The organism is Pedobacter sp. PACM 27299, from assembly GCF_001412655.1.
Classification (GTDB): domain Bacteria; phylum Bacteroidota; class Bacteroidia; order Sphingobacteriales; family Sphingobacteriaceae; genus Pedobacter.
The window spans coordinates 4,638,319-4,653,633 of record NZ_CP012996.1 but is presented as its reverse complement, the minus strand read 5'-3'; the positions used below and the strand labels follow the sequence as shown (position 1 = coordinate 4,653,633).

Genomic DNA, 15,315 nt, shown 5'->3' with positions numbered 1-15,315 from the left:
ATATTGAACCCGATGATTACCATACTTCAAATCGAAACCGCTACACAAGTTTGTTCTGCCGCTATCTCTCAGGATGGGAAAACCATTGCCCTGAAAGAAGAAATGGCCAGTAATATTCATGCGGGAAGCCTTACGCTATTCATTCAATCAGTCATGGATACTGCAGGATTAAAGTTCTCTGAGCTGGATGCGATTGCAGTAAGTAAAGGGCCAGGTTCTTATACCGGATTAAGAATTGGAGTGTCTACGGCAAAAGGATTATGCTTTGCATTAGACAAGCCTCTGATTGCAATTGATACTTTACAAATGATGGCAGAAGGTTTTTTGAAAGCCGAGCCAGCTCATGAAGGGTTGATCTGCGCTATGATAGATGCCAGAAGAATGGAAGTGTTCACTGCAGTTTTTGATGCGCAACTGGATTACGTATCCCCTGTAGAAGCGAAAATTATTGATGAACAAAGCTTTGAAAGCTTATTAACGGCAAACCCGGTTACCTTTATTGGCGACGGTGCCGCAAAATGCGCAGTAACATTAACACATGAAAATGCGCATTTTTCTATTACCAATTATAACTCAGCAGGCAACATGAGCCAGCTGGCCATGCAGGCTTATACACAAGGTAAGTTTGAAGATGTGGCTTATTTTGAACCCTTTTATCTAAAGGATTTCGTATTAACTACACCCAAGAAAAAATAGAATAGTTGTTTTCCGGGAAAAGTAAAATAGTTACTTTTTAGAGAAGATACTGAAAATGCGTTTGAATAATCCTGGTGATTCTTCTCCAATACCTGGCATCGTACTGCTGTTTTGTGGATGTTCTACAAAATTACCAAACTTTATTCCAACACCCAGGTATACCGAAGCACCGTTATAGCCTTTACCAATGCTGGCGTCTTTTTTAATGAGGCCCTGCCCCTGACTGGTCGTTTTCAGCAGGTCATCTGAACCCAGAAATACTTCAAAGTTTGGGGTTTGATACATGGTTTGAAGCCCAAGGTAAAATAAATTGTGAAAATTATAAGTAGGACTGGCGGTTACAGAAAAGCCATCGTACTTGAATTTATTGACCATCACCGCATCACCACCTTCAAAAAACAGGTTCTTAGATACGATAAAAGAAGGCGTCCATACACCGAAGCTTTTAGAAACCATAAAATCTATTTTTGCATTGGTTGCGGAGTAAAAACCCCCGGTATCCGCGTTTTTTGTCAAGGCGTTTGTAATCTCATTTTTGACCCTTTGATCCTCACCAGGACTGCCGTCCAACAGGATTTTTGCATTCACATTCTTATAATACGATTGACTATTCCATCTGATGAATCCAAGGTCTTTTAGATTTCCCATCAGGAAGTACCCGCTTTTACTTTGGTAAGAAGTACCTAAACTGATCGAGGCACCCGGATTTCTGAAAGTAGGCATGAAGGTATTGCTGCTCAATTCATCCACATCTATAAAGGTACTGCGGTAAGCACCTTTGAAAATAGCATGAGCGGTACCTGCCGGTCCATCAGTGTCTATTCCGGATTCTTTAATGTTCAGTTTGTTGTAACTAGTTCCGCTCAGCAGACTTAATTTAGCGCCAAAAGCCAGTCTTTTTGTATAGTTTTCGCGGTAAGTAACACTGAACTGGTGATAACTCTGCGCATAACCTTTGTCATTAAAAATACCATCCCTGAAAGATTGATTGGTTAGCCGGTCAGGATCGTCAATGATGATTAAACTTTCATTGGTATACTTGGCCAGTGCATCGGTTCTGACCTGCCAGGAAAAGCCAAGTTCTTTCTGATATTTATAAGAATTGAATATTTTTAAAGTCAGGAGGTAGGCATTGCTTTGCTGGTAAATGGTATTCAAACTGCCTCCTAATGGAGTATCTTTGGAATTGGTGGAACCTTCTGTAATGAGCCTGCGTATATAATTGCCATTGCCTTTACTGGCTGCATTCAGCCCCAGATAAGGCAAGAAAAAGTTCGAAGCGTATTGTCGGGATGAATCCAGTGTAAATACTTTCTGAGCCGGGTTCTCAAAACCGTCAAAGAGTGTTTTTGTATTGAAAAGACCATATTGCTGCGCCTTTATCTGAAGGGCGAATAGTAATAAGATACAAACGGAGAACGCCTTTTTTAACACATATTGTTATTTGCTTAACAAACTTGATGATTATTAATGATTTATGGTGAGAATATTAGAAATCTTTTTCAGCCGGTATAAATTTGTTTATAAGCAGATTGGTTTGAAATTTCCCGTGATCTCCAGTCAATTGATATACAAAAGACTCATAATTTTTTAATGCTTTTTCGGTATTTAGCTGATTGAAAAATGGTAGATAAATATTTTTTGCCAATAAATTGTGGGAATTCTGATGGTCTATATAAAAATTAAGGTTGGAATTATTTGGCAATTGGTTGTTCAGATGGATGAAGGCCGGCGTATTGATCAGTAGTTTATTCGCCCTGTAATCATTTAAGAAAGATTGTAAAGTAGCGGCGTTATTGGCGAAAACCAGGTAATTATCGATGATCAGGTAATACGGTTTTTTGAAGGACTGAAAAGGCATCCCGAAATAAGTGTACAGCAGATCTGGTTCTTTAAACAGTTTAAGGTCTTCGGAGTAGTCTTCGCTTAAATCAATGAGCAGCTGATCTAATTTGTCCCCATTACTCAGGTTAATCGCGCCAAGTTTTTCTCCGGTACTCAATTGAAAAGTCATCATTTGATTTTGAAAGTATTTCGGAAACAGCAGGTCCAGGTTTAAGTGGTATTTCTGATTGATGGCTGCTGCCAGTTTTGTTCTTTTCTGCTCCTCTTTATGTTCCTTAAACCAATGATCCAGCTTTTTAAGCCATGGGTCATATTTATCCAGAGCATATATGCTGTAATTAGCCGTGCGTTCCGGTAAAATATTCTGGATGCTCATCTTTTGAGGATTTTCCTCCGAAAATAATTGGTAATAACTGTCTGAGGTATTGATTTGAGTAGTTCCTGTAAAAAGAACCCTTTCTTTACTGTAGTTGTAAGTTAATAGTGCAAAGGCATCCTGATGAGCCAGGATTGAAAGTTCGCCATTCAATTTTCCTGGAACAATTGGTTGAAGCAATGCCGGAATCCGGTTGAAATTGATATACAGCTGCGCCAGGCTATTTTTAGACAATTTACTGCCCGATTTAATGTAGTCCACAAAGGCTTCGTCCTTTTTATCATAAGTTTTCGTCAATATGGTTTTGATAGGTTCGGGGCGATTGGACAGCAGGATCAAATGATCTTTGATCCCTAGATAAAAAATACTGCTGTCGGCCAAAGTTAATTTGGTCTGACCGGCAATGCTGTCTATCTGAATAGCAGCCATTTTTAAAGCCTGAAACAGTTGTATCTTGCTGATGTCTTTATCGCTCTGTGTGCTGAGGACAAAATCCAGGGCCTTTCCCTTCCCGGGAAGGATGGCCAGATACACCATTTGTTTTTGCGTCAGGGCATTTAAAGCAGGCGAGGATAATACCCCATTTTTTAAAGACTGCAGGGATTTGAATTTCTCCGAACCCATGATTTCCTCGAAATTATCCTGTTCTTTTAATAGATCCAGTACGCTTTTATCTTGCTCAAAAGAGAAGATAAACCCGGATTCACTAACTGCGGCATAGAGGCTTAGGTCGGACTCTGCATGAGCCGTATTTAATTTAGAAAAATAGAGATAGGCCATGGTTATAATGGCCGTTAGGAGTACGATGATGCTAAGTAGAATCTTTTTCATTGCTGTCCTTACAAATTTAATTTAATAAGTTGGGATTACTAAGAAAATGCAACCAAGTTTCTTAATTTTGGAAGATTAAAAAAGCCGATTTTATGAGCAACAGACCTATTATTTTAACCGCCTCTCTATTTGGATTAACAGCAGTCGTATTAGGTGCCTTTGGTGCCCATGGTTTAAAAAGCCAGGTCAGCCCTGAAGCCCTGGAAATATGGAGCAAAGGAGTGGAATATCAGTTTTATCATACGTTCGCTTTATTATTTCTTTCTCTGCTGAGCATGAACCAACCTAAGTTACTTAAGCTAGCTTATTATTTCTTTACTTTCGGAATTATCCTGTTCTCAGGATCACTATATCTATTGGCGACCAGAGAGATTACACATATCGGCTTTGGTGCTATTTTAGGGCCAATTACACCGATTGGTGGCTTGCTGTTTATTCTTGGATGGGGAAGTTTGTTTTTCGCCGCTTCAAATCATAAGTAAGGATGAGTGCTGGTCAACTGGAATTCGAAGAACGGGAAACGCTGTTTATCGAAGTGATCTTGCCATTGTCGTTGGCGAAGAATTATATCTATAGGGTGCCTTTTGAACTGAATGATCAGATTGCGGTAGGAAAGCGTGTGGTGGTTCAGTTCGGGAAAAGTAAAATTTATACGGCGCTGATTAAAAGCATCAGCCAGCAGGCTCCGGAAATTTATCAGGCCAAATACATCATTGATGTGGTAGATGAACATCCGGTAATTACCGCTTTACAGCTGGAGTTCTGGGAATGGATGACGAGCTATTACCTTTGTAATGAAGGAGAAGTAATGTCGGCGGCATTGCCCGCAGGTTTGAAACTGGCCAGTGAAACGATCATCGTGCTGAAAGAAGAATTTCCTCAGGATGGTGAAGTCCTCAATCTTAAGCAAGAAACACTGATCAATGCGTTAAAAGTGCATGGTCGGTTGACAATAGATCAGGTATCGGCTTTGTTAGGCCAGAAAACCGTGTATCCGATCCTCAATACTTTACTGGATAAGGAGATGGTTTATATTGCCGAAGAGGTGATAGAAAAGTATAAGCCGTTGTTAAAATCTTTTGTGACTCTCCATCCCTTTTACCAGGATGAAGAGAATCTGAAAGAGCTCTTCTCTGTTTTAGAGCGCGCTCCAAAGCAAATGAATGCACTGTTGACTTATTTAAAGCTGTCCAGGCAACAAAGCGCAATTCCGAAGGCACAACTGCTGGAAGAGAGCGATTGTGGGCCAGCAGCGCTAAAAACGTTGATGGATAAAGAAGTTTTTGTGATGGAGAAGAAGCCGGTGAGCAGACTCAAAGAGCAGGACGAGGATTTTGTGCTGAACTTTGAATTGAGCGAAAACCAGCAGCTGGCTTTGACACAAATTGAAACAGAATTTGAAAAGAAAGATGTGGTGCTTTTACATGGGGTGACGGCTTCGGGTAAAACACAGGTATACATCAGATTGATTGAAAAAGCAATTGAGAACGGCGGACAAGTTTTATTCCTGCTGCCTGAGATTGCCTTGACCACTCAGATTGTAGAGCGCATCCAGCGTTATTTTGGAGATGCAATTGGGGTATATCACTCTAAATTCAACAATAACGAAAGGGTAGAAATCTGGAATAAAGTGATCAATGGAAAGTATCGGATCGTTTTAGGTGCCAGATCAGCGGTGTTTTTACCTTTCCAGAACTTAAAACTGATTGTCATCGATGAGGAGCATGAATCTTCCTATAAGCAACAGGAACCGGCACCACGTTATCAGGCAAGGGATGCAGCAGTGTATCTGGCCTGGTTACATAAGGCAAAAGTAGTATTGGGTTCGGCCACGCCCTCTATTGAAAGTTATTTCAATGCGCTACACCAAAAATATGGCCTGGTGACGATGTCTGAAAGATTTGGGGGAGTTGCTCTGCCCATTCAGGAGGTCATCAGCATTTCAGAAGAGACAAAAAAGAAAAAGATGATTTCTTATTTTTCCAGTCAGCTGGTGGAAGAAATTGAAAATACTTTGAAGCTAAAAGAACAGGTGATCCTGTTTCAAAACAGACGTGGTTATGCCACAATCCTGATCTGTGCAACTTGCGGTTATGCTCCAAAATGTGTGAGCTGCGATGTGAGTTTAACCTACCATAAAACCAGCGGCAAGTTACATTGCCATTATTGCGGTTACCATCAAAATAGCATCAATGTGTGTCCGGCTTGTGGTTCCGTACATATTGAGCAAAAAGGTTTTGGAACCGAAAGGGTAGAAGAGGAACTGACGCTGATCTTCCCGGAAGCGAAAATAGCAAGGTTAGACGTCGACAGTACCAGAACGAAAAATGGATTGCAGCAGATCATTTCTGATTTCCAGGAAAAGAAAACTGATATCCTGATCGGTACACAAATGGTTGCGAAAGGACTGGATTTTGACAATGTGACCCTCATCGGGGTGATCAATGCCGATACTTTATTGAACTATCCGGATTTCAGAGCTTTTGAAAGAAGCTATCAATTGCTGGCACAGGTAGCGGGTAGAGCCGGAAGAAGGGACAAACAGGGAAAGGTGATCATTCAGGCTTATGATGATAAACACCGGATCATTACTCAGGTAATTGATAATAAATACCAGGAAATGTATACAGATGAAATTCGTGAGAGAAGAGAATTCCAGTATCCGCCATTTACCAGGGTTATTTTTGTCAATATCAAGCATAAAGACATGAACCTGCTGAATGTTGCCGCGCAGAAATTCGCGAATGTTTTGAAAGGACATTTGGGGAGCCGGGTACTCGGACCAGAGCAGCCAATGGTAGGTAGAATCAGAAATTATTACATCAAACAAATCATTATTAAGACGGATAAAAATACAGCCATTACTAAAGTCAAATCGATATTAAAGGACGTTATATTGCAATTTCAGGCAGAAAAGGAGTACCGTGGCGCAATTGTTCAGGTGGATGTAGACCCTTACTAGTTTTATTGCGATTGATACTGTGAGGATTATAATTTTGACACCGATTATGTGGTCACATTAGATTTCAAAAAGCTATTTTTGGGTAATGGCGTATAAGTTTGTAGATAATTATAGGGAGCGGGGAGCGAGAAAGAGATTGGTTACTCATCTTCAAGGTAGAGGCATCACCGATAAGCGGGTGCTGGATGCCATCGGGAAAGTCCCACGTCATTTTTTCTTTGATGAAACTTTCTGGAATCAGGCTTATAAGGACATTGCTTTTCCTATTGGCGATGGACAAACCATTTCACAGCCTTATACGGTAGCTTATCAAAGTGAGCTGCTTCACATTAAAAAAGGAGATCAGGTACTGGAAATTGGAACGGGTTCTGGTTATCAGACTTGTGTATTAATGGAATTGGGTGCCAACGTATATACGATTGAACGCCAGGAAAGCATTTACCGACATACGATTCGCGTTTTACCTGGAATGGGATATAATGCACACTTTTTCTTCGGCGACGGCTCTAAGGGTATCGTGGAGCATGCTCCTTACGACAAGATTATCGTGACTGCAGGCGCACCATGGGTTCCTGAAACGCTATTGAAACAATTGAAAATAGGCGGTATTCTGGTGATCCCGGTTGGCGATGAAAATACCCAGAAAATGGTGACCGTTATCCGCGTCAGTGAAACAGATTACGATAGGATTGAACTGGATACTTTCCGCTTTGTTCCTTTAGTAGGAGATCAGGCCTGGTAGGATAATTTCCAGGCTTTTATTCTTTCATCGCACGATCCATTTCTCTTTTGGATTCTCTGTCTTTAATGCTGTCTCTTTTGTCGAATTCTTTTTTACCCTGTGCCAAAGCAATCTGAATCTTTGCATAACCTCTGTCGTTAGTGTAAATCCTTAAAGGAACAATGGTATAGCCTTTTTCTTCGCTTCTGAATTTTAACTTTTTAAGTTCTTTCTTATGGAGCAGTAAAACCCGGTCACGTTTGATGTCGTGGTGATGGAAAGAGCTATGGCTATATTCGGAAATATGTAAGTTTCTAACGTAAAGAACATCACCTATGAACATGCAGAAGGCATCGGACATATTCGCTTTACCTTGTCTGATGGCTTTAATCTCGGTTCCCAAAAGGGCTAATCCGGCATTAAATTCTTCCACAATATGGTAATCGAAGTAAGCTCTTTTATTTTTAATTTGAATATCGTTCTTCATTTGTATCAATTTTCACAAAGCCCGGCAGAGATAAATTCTATGCCGGATTTTATAAGAATACCGCTAATATCCGAAAGAAATAGGGATTTCTGAATTTTATCGGACAATTAATACGGGAATAGTTACTTTATGTCTTACAGAGTTCACTGTAGTTCCTAAAATCAGGTCTTTTATACCTTGGTGGCCATGCGCCCCCATCACCAATAATTCCAGGTCATTCTGTTTACTGATTTCTACAATAGCAGTCACCGTTCCTCCGTATCCAATGTGAGCACTGGATTTATACCCCAGGTCTTTTAAATTTGCGCGGTATTTTTCCAGGTTTTCTCCGTCACTCAAGGTTTCTGCATCTAGTGCTGCTTTTCCATGATACCTGGCCACAGCAGTTTCCACGACATGTATCAGGTAGTAGTCCGCTTTTTTTCCACCCTGAATCAGGGCATGGCGAATGGTGTTCCGGTCATTTTTTGAGAAATCAACCGTGATACCTATTCGTGAATAATTGATTTTTTCGATCTCTTCTATGTCCAGTGCATCGCCATGCGGTACATTGTGCTGTCCTTCTTCCGTTTTATTTAGCAGTGGGTAAATGAAAACATATAATAACAATAAGCCGATCAGAATGGCCGCAGGAATGACCAATACATATAAGTACCAACTGTGATTGTCGCTGGTCCAGCTGCTAATTTCTTCTACTACTAGTTTCACATTTAGTGCCACAATGAGAATAGAACTGATCCAGGCCAATACTTTAACCCATGGTTTGATAGCAAAGCTTTTCATTGTTTTCTTATCCGAAGTGAAATGAATCAATGGAATCACTGCAAAGCCCAGCTGTAAACTCAGTACCACCTGACTCAAAATCAATAAACCGCCTAAGGCATTGTCGCCGAGAATTAAGATGGTAAAAAAAGCAGGGATGATTGCAAGTAAACGGGTAATCAAACGGCGCAACCAAGGCTGGATTCTCAGTTTTAAATGGCCTTCCATCACAATTTGTCCGGCAAGGGTACCGGTTACTGTTGAACTTTGTCCGGCAGCAATCAAAGCGATAGCGAATAATGCAGGGGCTACATCTCCAAAGATGTTTTGCAGTAGTCTGTGGGCATCCTGGATCTCTGCAACCTCATGTAAGCCATTTTTATAAAATGCTGCCGCGGCAAGAATCAAGATCGCTGCATTGACAAAGAAGGCCAGATTTAGGGCGACTGCAGTATCAATGAAATTGAATTTAATGGCTTCTTTGATACCCTTTTCATCCCGCTCAAACTTCCTGGTCTGCACCAGAGAGGAGTGAAGATAGAGGTTGTGGGGCATCACTGTTGCACCAATAATCCCAATCGCAATGTATAAGGCTTCACCTGACAATACGGAAGGTTCAAGCCCCTTAACGATTTCTTTTAGGTTAGGTTCTACAATAAACATCTCTACGAGGAAAGAGAGGCCTACAATAAACACCATGGATACGATAAAAGCCTCCATTTTACGCATGCCTTTATTCATCAAAAACAGCAGCAGGACGGTGTCAAGAATAGTCACACTGATTCCCCAGATTAAAGGCAGCCCGAATAATAATTGTAAACCAATGGCCATACCAATGATCTCTGCCAGATCACAGGCGATGATCGCGGTTTGCGCAAGTCCGAACAATGGAATATTGATCCATTTAGGATAAGCATTTCTTGAAGCCTGGGCTAAATCCAGTCCTCTAACGATACCCAGTCTGGCACTCAAAGATTGCAGGAGCAGAGCGATCAGATTTGACATTAACAGAATCCAGATCAGCTGATATCCGAATTTACTTCCTCCGGCAATGTCGGTGGCCCAGTTTCCGGGATCCATATAACCGACACTCACTAAGTATGCAGGGCCGATAAATGATAAAATACGACGCCAGCCTTTGCGTTTGCTGGTGTCTACACTTTGATTTACTTCGCTTAGAGATTCGGAATGCTTCATTTTAGATCCTGATGAGTATGTGCTTGGCTATTTCTCTGGTGACACTTATTTTCTTTTCTTCTACAATAATTTCTACGGATCCATCAAATTCATTGATGGTACTAATGGTTAATGATTTCCCTAACGTAAGGCCCAATTTCTCCAGGTGCTTTAAAAAAGCAGAAGAATGTTCACTTACGCCCATGATCAGACCACGGTCGTCTTTTTTAAGCTTACTGAGCTTTATAAATGGAACGAAATCGAAATTTCCGTTTTTGTCTGGAATCGGATCACCATGGGGATCATTTTTTGGGAATGCCAGAAATTCATCCAGCCGCTCTACCAGCTCCTGAGAATTGATGTGCTCAAGCTCTTCGGCAATGTCATGAACTTCATCCCATTTAAAATTTAGTTTTTCCACTAAAAAGACTTCCCAAAGGCGGTGCTTCCTGATCACATTGATCGCGGTTTGTCGGCCGGCGGGAGTTAAACGTGCACCCTGATACTTTTTATAAAGGATCAATTCCTTTTCTGAAAGCTTTCTGAGCATATCGGTTACGGAAGCAGCCCTCGTCTGCATTTTTTCAGCAATCGCATTGGTCTGTACCGACTCTTCATTGTTCTCCGATAAATGGTAGATGATTTTCAGGTAGTTCTCTTCGGTGAATGATTGCATTTTTGTGTATCTAACTAAATGTTTAGACAAATCTAAAAAAATAAAGAGAAATAAACTACAATTATTTGTACGATTTTTAGAATAAAATTTGGTGTTTTTACGTTGGTAGTCTACCTTTGATCATATTTTAAACACAGATGGCAGCAGAACTAGATAAAACAGACTTTAAAATACTGAAACTATTGCAAGAAAACGGTAGGATTACCAACCTTCTTTTATCCCAGGAAATCGGACTTTCTCCGGCACCTACCTTAGAAAGGGTGCGAAAACTGGAAATGTCGGGTTTCATAAAAAGTTATCATGCCTTGGTAGATGAAGAGAAGCTAGGTTTAGGAATAAAAACTTTCATCCAGGTTCAATTGGATTTTCATAAGAACAACACGATTCAGATTTTTCTGGATGAAGTAAATCAAATTAAAGAAATCACAGAATGTCACCATGTAACCGGGCAAGCAGATTTTTTGTTGAAGGTATATGTGAATGATATCAAAGCGTATGAACGTTTGATTATGGATAAGATCAGTAAGATCTCTGTAGTGAAAACTTTCCAGACCATGATGATCATGTCTACGACGAAGAAAGAACCAATTGTTCCTTTGGAATACTAAAAACACTTCCTATTCAATTAGCAGAGACGGGATAGCTCCTGTTTTAAGGTTAAAAGGGCTGAGACCATATTTTGTCTCAGCTCTTTTGGTTTTTAACTGATTTGCCAGTTGATTGGAGTTTTCCCTTCTTTGATCAATTGTGCGTTGGTTTTTGAAAATGGCTTGCTGCCAAAGAAGCCATTGTAAGCTGAAAAAGGAGAGGGGTGAGGCGAAGTAATCACGGTATGTTTACTTGTATCTATCAAGGCAATTTTCTTTTGCGCATAGGCGCCCCAGAGTATGAAAATCAATCCGGTTCCTTTTGCTGATAATTCTTTAATGATGGTGTCAGTAAAGGTTTCCCATCCTCTTTTCTGGTGGGAACCCGCTGTTCTTGCCCTAACTGTGAGCGTGGCATTTAGTAAGAGTACTCCTTGATCTGCCCATTGGGTCAAATTTCCATGGTCAGGGGTTTTGAACCCCTCAATATCTGTACTCAATTCTTTATAAATATTTTTTAGGGAAGGTGGAACTGTGACTCCCTTTTGCACGGAAAATGAAAGGCCATGTGCCTGGCCTGGTCCATGATAAGGATCCTGCCCCAAGATCACCACCTTCACTTGGTCAAATGGTGTATGGTTTAAGGCATTAAATACATCTGTGCTCTTAGGATAGATCTCATGACCCTGTCCTTTTTCTTCCAGTAAAAATGTTTTCAAAGCTTTCATGTAGGCTTTGTCAAATTCTGGCTCCAAATGGGTTAGCCAGCTCTTATCTAAATTCAGTGGCATATCTATATCAATAAACATATTTTATTTTTTCGCGAAGATACTCAACATATCTTTTTCCAGTGTTGCTCTTGGTGATTCTGTGATGCGGCCCAGTTCTTTTCCTTCTTCAGTAAGCATAAAAGTAGGGACATGACTGATGTTCATGCCATCGATCAGCCCATTTTCGGCTTGTTTGCTGTGGTCTACACAAATCAGGGTAATGTCTTGTTCCTTGAAATGTAAGGCATCCAGTATTTTGTAAAAATGAGGGACCTGCAGCTGACTATCACCGCACCAGGTGCCCATTACAATGGTGATCTTTTTACCTTTCATTAGAGGCTGCAAGGCAAGGATCGTATTTGCGTCCGGCTGATAGGCTGGATATTCGACGTCATATCTGTGCTGCATCTCTGGCAAGGCTTGTAAACCCGCTCTGCTGCAGATGTTGATCAATCCTGTCGTATTACCGGCAGCATCTTTTGTTTTCTTATTGATTTCTTGTGAACTGGCTGTCATAGCAAATAATAATAGCGTAAAGGTAATTAACTTTTTCATCATAGATTTGGGTTGGTTTTATAGGTTGATCGGGAGCATCTTCCTTTTCTTTATTGAAATTATAAATTAAATCTGCTTTTTGTGATATAAACACGATATTTGCAAAAAATAATTTAAAAGGAATATGCCAAATATAGTTCGCCTTATTATAGGTTTCGCAGTGTTAGGAGGGGCCATCGCCCTAATGGTCTTCGGTTTATGGGGATGGGGAATTTTAGCATTTTTCATCAGTCTTTTAATCCTGGTAACTTACTTCTTCAATGAGAATATGTTGCTTGCACAGTGGTATTTGAGAAAGGACAACATGCCGAAATCGGAAGTTTTCTTAAGAAGAATCACTGATTATGAAAAACAATTAATCAGAGCACAGCACGGTTATTACAATTTGCTGATCGGTTTAATTGAATCCAGAAAAGCACCAATGGCTTCTGAGAAGTATTTCAAGAAAGCACTGACTTTAGGAATGACCATGGACCACAACATCGCATTGGCTAAGTTAAGCCTTGCGGGAATTGCAATGGGAAAGAGAAATAAAAGAGAAGCGCAGATGTATTTAGCAGAAGCGAAAAAAGCCGATAAGAATAAATTACTTGCTGACCAGATCAAACAGATGAAAGATCAGATGGGCATGATGGACAGACAGCAGCAAGTAAGGTACAAATAGAAAATATTAAAGGAATGAGTAAAAAGCCACACGAAAATGTGGCTTTTTATTTTTCACTTAGTCTGTCGAAATTCTCATAGCTGTCTTGATTGGCTCTGCTGATGATGTCATCTTCCATATCGTCTTTCTTTTTGCTGAAGAACAATTGCTCCGATTGGATCCTGGTGATCAGCTGACGGATTAAAGTCAAGTCAAAGTCTTCTTTATTGAGCTTAATGCAGTATTCGTTGTCTGTGATTTCTAAGCTTGAACTGTACATAATTTCTAGGTTTTAAATATATCCTAAATTAAAAAAGGCTTGCTACATATTATGCAGCAAGCCTTTAAGTTTATGTTATGTGTTTGTTAAGCAAACCAAGCTTCCACAGCCTCTTTTGAAGGCATCGTTAATTCCAACTTTAGTTTCTTGCGCATTCCACCTAAGTCATTAAAAACCTTATTTGGGTTCGCGGCTTTCAACTCTTCAATGGTATTGATGTTCATCTTTCTGATCACTGGTACCCATTCTGCTGGAACACCTGCGTTTACGAAATCTTCATCAGTAGTTACTTTCGCTTTTTTCTCTGGTCTCATCTGAGGGAAGAATAAAACTTCTTGAATGGTAGACTGGTTCGTCATTAACATCACCAATCTGTCGATACCGATTCCTAATCCTGAGGTTGGAGGCATACCATATTCCAATGCACGAATAAAATCATCATCCATAGCCATGGCTTCATCGTCACCTCTTTCAGCCAGTTTCAATTGGTCGATCAGACGTTCTTTCTGATCAATAGGATCATTGAGTTCTGAGTAAGCATTGGCAATTTCTTTACCGTTTACAAACAGCTCAAATCTTTCTACCAGACCTTCTTTGCTTCTGTGCTTTTTAGCAAGCGGTGTCATTTCCAAAGGATAATCCGTGATGTATGTAGGCTGGATCAGGTTGGCTTCTACTTTTTCGCTAAACAACTCATCAATTAGTTTTCCTCTACCCATAGAGGCGTCTATTTCAATATTCAGGCTTTTACAAACTTCTTTGATCTGATCTTCTGTCATATCCGATACATCTATTCCGGTATATTTTTGGATAGATTCATACATAGTCAGTTTTTCATAAGGACCTTCGAAATTGATCTTGTGTTTACCCACTTCAATTTCTGCTTTTCCGTGAATAGCCACAGTGATTTTTTCCAGACAGTCTTCTACCATAGCCATCATCCAGATATAATCTTTATAAGCTACATAGATTTCCATAGAGGTGAATTCTGGATTATGCGTACGGTCCATACCTTCATTTCTGAACATTTTACCGAACTCATAAACGCCGTCAAAACCAGCTACGATTAACCTTTTCAGGTAAAGCTCATTCGCAATACGTAGGTATAAAGGCATATCCAAGGTGTTGTGGTGAGTCGCAAATGGACGCGCTGCTGCACCACCATGGATTGGCTGAAGAATCGGAGTTTCAACTTCCATCCAGCCTTGTTCATCAAAGTAGTTTCTCATCGTATTGATGACTTTTGAACGGTTGATGAAAATTTGTTTGAATCCAGGGTTTACCGTAAGATCCACATAACGCTGTCTGTAGCGCAATTCAGGATCCGTAAAACCATCGTAAATATTTCCTTCCTCATCGCGTTTCACTACTGGAAGAGGCTTTAAGGATTTTGATAATAATTTAAATTCAGTAAGGTGTACAGAGATCTCACCAGTCTGGGTAGTGAAAACATAGCCTTTTACGCCTATAAAGTCGCCCAGATCCAATAACTTCTTGAATACGGTATTGTATAAGGTTTTGTCTTCATCAGGGCACAATTCGTCTCTTTTTAAATAAACTTGTATTCTTCCTGTCGAATCTTGCAATTCCACGAAGGCAGCACTCCCCATAATTCTGCGGGTCATGATACGGCCTGCAATGCTGATGTTCTTATATGCAGTCTTATCTCTTTCGTAGTTAGCTAAAATATCTGCGGCATGGGCATTGATTTCAAATGCTTCAGCAGGGTAGGGATCGATCCCTAATTCACGAAGTTGGTTTAGCGAATTTCTACGCAACAACTCTTGTTCTGATAGTCCTGTACTCATATTTGTGATCTGTCCGGCATCATGCCGGAAAAGGTTTATTTTATGCTGATAATATTCACAGAATTCTGTGACCTCACAAAAATAGTGATTTGTGAGGTTTTTAAACGATTAAAGGAGGTATTAATATCACATTTGTTCTA

At 40.3% G+C, this 15,315-nt stretch carries 15 protein-coding genes; 6 read left to right on the top strand and 9 right to left on the bottom strand.

Annotated elements, in window-relative coordinates; all coding sequences use genetic code 11:
- Nucleotides 1-12 precede the first annotated feature (12 nt).
- Nucleotides 13-696 (top strand): tRNA (adenosine(37)-N6)-threonylcarbamoyltransferase complex dimerization subunit type 1 TsaB, encoded by a 684-nt coding sequence (tsaB, locus tag AQ505_RS19630; RefSeq protein WP_062549745.1) that lies wholly within the window; start codon nucleotides 13-15, stop codon nucleotides 694-696.
- 30 nt (nucleotides 697-726) lie between these two features.
- Here the strand turns inward: tsaB and AQ505_RS19625 are convergent, their stop codons facing one another.
- Complete coding sequence (locus AQ505_RS19625) at nucleotides 727-2,130, bottom strand: DUF5723 family protein (RefSeq protein WP_062549744.1); 1,404 nt, start codon at nucleotides 2,128-2,130, stop codon at nucleotides 727-729.
- A gap of 55 nt (nucleotides 2,131-2,185) precedes the next feature.
- Complete coding sequence (locus AQ505_RS19620; RefSeq protein WP_062549743.1) at nucleotides 2,186-3,748, bottom strand: hypothetical protein; 1,563 nt, start codon at nucleotides 3,746-3,748, stop codon at nucleotides 2,186-2,188.
- Between the two features lie 92 nt (nucleotides 3,749-3,840).
- Here AQ505_RS19620 and AQ505_RS19615 point away from each other — a divergent pair, with 92 nt between their 5' ends.
- From AQ505_RS19615 to AQ505_RS19605, 3 genes are all read left to right on the top strand, one after another.
- The gene (locus AQ505_RS19615) at nucleotides 3,841-4,230 is read left to right on the top strand and encodes a DUF423 domain-containing protein (protein WP_062549742.1); all 390 of its coding nucleotides are present in this window, start codon (nucleotides 3,841-3,843) and stop codon (nucleotides 4,228-4,230) included.
- A gap of 2 nt (nucleotides 4,231-4,232) precedes the next feature.
- Nucleotides 4,233-6,710, top strand: coding sequence for a replication restart helicase PriA (priA, locus tag AQ505_RS19610; protein ID WP_062549741.1), 2,478 nt, complete (start codon nucleotides 4,233-4,235; stop codon nucleotides 6,708-6,710).
- An 85-nt stretch (nucleotides 6,711-6,795) separates the two neighbouring features.
- Nucleotides 6,796-7,452 (top strand): protein-L-isoaspartate(D-aspartate) O-methyltransferase, encoded by a 657-nt coding sequence (locus AQ505_RS19605; RefSeq protein ID WP_062549740.1) that lies wholly within the window; start codon nucleotides 6,796-6,798, stop codon nucleotides 7,450-7,452.
- 16 nt (nucleotides 7,453-7,468) lie between these two features.
- Here AQ505_RS19605 and smpB read toward each other — a convergent pair whose 3' ends face one another.
- The 3 genes from smpB to AQ505_RS19590 all read right to left on the bottom strand — a co-directional run bounded on the left by smpB (nucleotide 7,469) and on the right by AQ505_RS19590 (nucleotide 10,532).
- Nucleotides 7,469-7,918 (bottom strand): SsrA-binding protein SmpB, encoded by a 450-nt coding sequence (gene smpB / locus AQ505_RS19600; RefSeq protein ID WP_182961031.1) that lies wholly within the window; start codon nucleotides 7,916-7,918, stop codon nucleotides 7,469-7,471.
- A 96-nt stretch (nucleotides 7,919-8,014) separates the two neighbouring features.
- Nucleotides 8,015-9,877, bottom strand: a complete 1,863-nt coding sequence (locus AQ505_RS19595; protein WP_062549739.1) for an Nramp family divalent metal transporter — start codon at nucleotides 9,875-9,877, stop codon at nucleotides 8,015-8,017.
- 1 nt (nucleotide 9,878) lies between these two features.
- A complete protein-coding gene (locus tag AQ505_RS19590) occupies nucleotides 9,879-10,532 on the bottom strand; it encodes a metal-dependent transcriptional regulator (RefSeq protein WP_062549738.1) in 654 nt (217 codons plus the stop codon).
- A gap of 137 nt (nucleotides 10,533-10,669) precedes the next feature.
- On the opposite strand from AQ505_RS19590, the gene AQ505_RS19585 reads away from it, so the two are divergent.
- Complete coding sequence (locus AQ505_RS19585) at nucleotides 10,670-11,140, top strand: Lrp/AsnC family transcriptional regulator (protein WP_048906633.1); 471 nt, start codon at nucleotides 10,670-10,672, stop codon at nucleotides 11,138-11,140.
- Nucleotides 11,141-11,232: 92 nt separating this feature from the next.
- Here the strand turns inward: AQ505_RS19585 and ung are convergent, their stop codons facing one another.
- Together ung and AQ505_RS19575 are read right to left on the bottom strand one after the other, a co-directional pair.
- Entirely contained in the window at nucleotides 11,233-11,910 is a 678-nt protein-coding gene (gene ung / locus AQ505_RS19580) for a uracil-DNA glycosylase (RefSeq protein WP_062549737.1), read from the bottom strand.
- 21 nt (nucleotides 11,911-11,931) lie between these two features.
- The gene (locus AQ505_RS19575) at nucleotides 11,932-12,447 is read right to left on the bottom strand and encodes a thioredoxin family protein (RefSeq protein ID WP_231634939.1); all 516 of its coding nucleotides are present in this window, start codon (nucleotides 12,445-12,447) and stop codon (nucleotides 11,932-11,934) included.
- 121 nt (nucleotides 12,448-12,568) lie between these two features.
- Between AQ505_RS19575 and AQ505_RS19570 the strand changes: the two genes are divergently transcribed.
- A complete protein-coding gene (locus AQ505_RS19570; protein WP_062549735.1) occupies nucleotides 12,569-13,108 on the top strand; it encodes a hypothetical protein in 540 nt (179 codons plus the stop codon).
- Nucleotides 13,109-13,154: 46 nt separating this feature from the next.
- Here AQ505_RS19570 and AQ505_RS19565 read toward each other — a convergent pair whose 3' ends face one another.
- Nucleotides 13,155-13,367: a hypothetical protein gene (locus tag AQ505_RS19565; RefSeq protein WP_062549734.1), complete on the bottom strand. Its 213-nt coding sequence runs from the start codon at nucleotides 13,365-13,367 to the stop codon at nucleotides 13,155-13,157.
- 86 nt (nucleotides 13,368-13,453) lie between these two features.
- Entirely contained in the window at nucleotides 13,454-15,175 is a 1,722-nt protein-coding gene (lysS, locus tag AQ505_RS19560; RefSeq protein WP_062549733.1) for a lysine--tRNA ligase, read from the bottom strand.
- Nucleotides 15,176-15,315 lie beyond the last annotated feature (140 nt).

Coding starts and splice junctions, on each gene's coding strand:
- AQ505_RS19605 (WP_062549740.1), top strand. CDS start 6,796: ATGGCGTATAAGTTTGTAGATAATTATAGGGAGCGGGGAGCGAGAAAG.
- smpB (WP_182961031.1), bottom strand. CDS start 7,918: ATGAAGAACGATATTCAAATTAAAAATAAAAGAGCTTACTTCGATTAC.
- AQ505_RS19585 (WP_048906633.1), top strand. CDS start 10,670: ATGGCAGCAGAACTAGATAAAACAGACTTTAAAATACTGAAACTATTG.
- tsaB (WP_062549745.1), top strand. CDS start 13: ATGATTACCATACTTCAAATCGAAACCGCTACACAAGTTTGTTCTGCC.
- priA (WP_062549741.1), top strand. CDS start 4,233: ATGAGTGCTGGTCAACTGGAATTCGAAGAACGGGAAACGCTGTTTATC.
- AQ505_RS19590 (WP_062549738.1), bottom strand. CDS start 10,532: ATGCAATCATTCACCGAAGAGAACTACCTGAAAATCATCTACCATTTA.
- AQ505_RS19620 (WP_062549743.1), bottom strand. CDS start 3,748: ATGAAAAAGATTCTACTTAGCATCATCGTACTCCTAACGGCCATTATA.
- AQ505_RS19565 (WP_062549734.1), bottom strand. CDS start 13,367: ATGTACAGTTCAAGCTTAGAAATCACAGACAACGAATACTGCATTAAG.
- ung (WP_062549737.1), bottom strand. CDS start 11,910: ATGCCACTGAATTTAGATAAGAGCTGGCTAACCCATTTGGAGCCAGAA.
- AQ505_RS19595 (WP_062549739.1), bottom strand. CDS start 9,877: ATGAAGCATTCCGAATCTCTAAGCGAAGTAAATCAAAGTGTAGACACC.
- AQ505_RS19570 (WP_062549735.1), top strand. CDS start 12,569: ATGCCAAATATAGTTCGCCTTATTATAGGTTTCGCAGTGTTAGGAGGG.
- AQ505_RS19575 (WP_231634939.1), bottom strand. CDS start 12,447: ATGATGAAAAAGTTAATTACCTTTACGCTATTATTATTTGCTATGACA.
- lysS (WP_062549733.1), bottom strand. CDS start 15,175: ATGAGTACAGGACTATCAGAACAAGAGTTGTTGCGTAGAAATTCGCTA.
- AQ505_RS19615 (WP_062549742.1), top strand. CDS start 3,841: ATGAGCAACAGACCTATTATTTTAACCGCCTCTCTATTTGGATTAACA.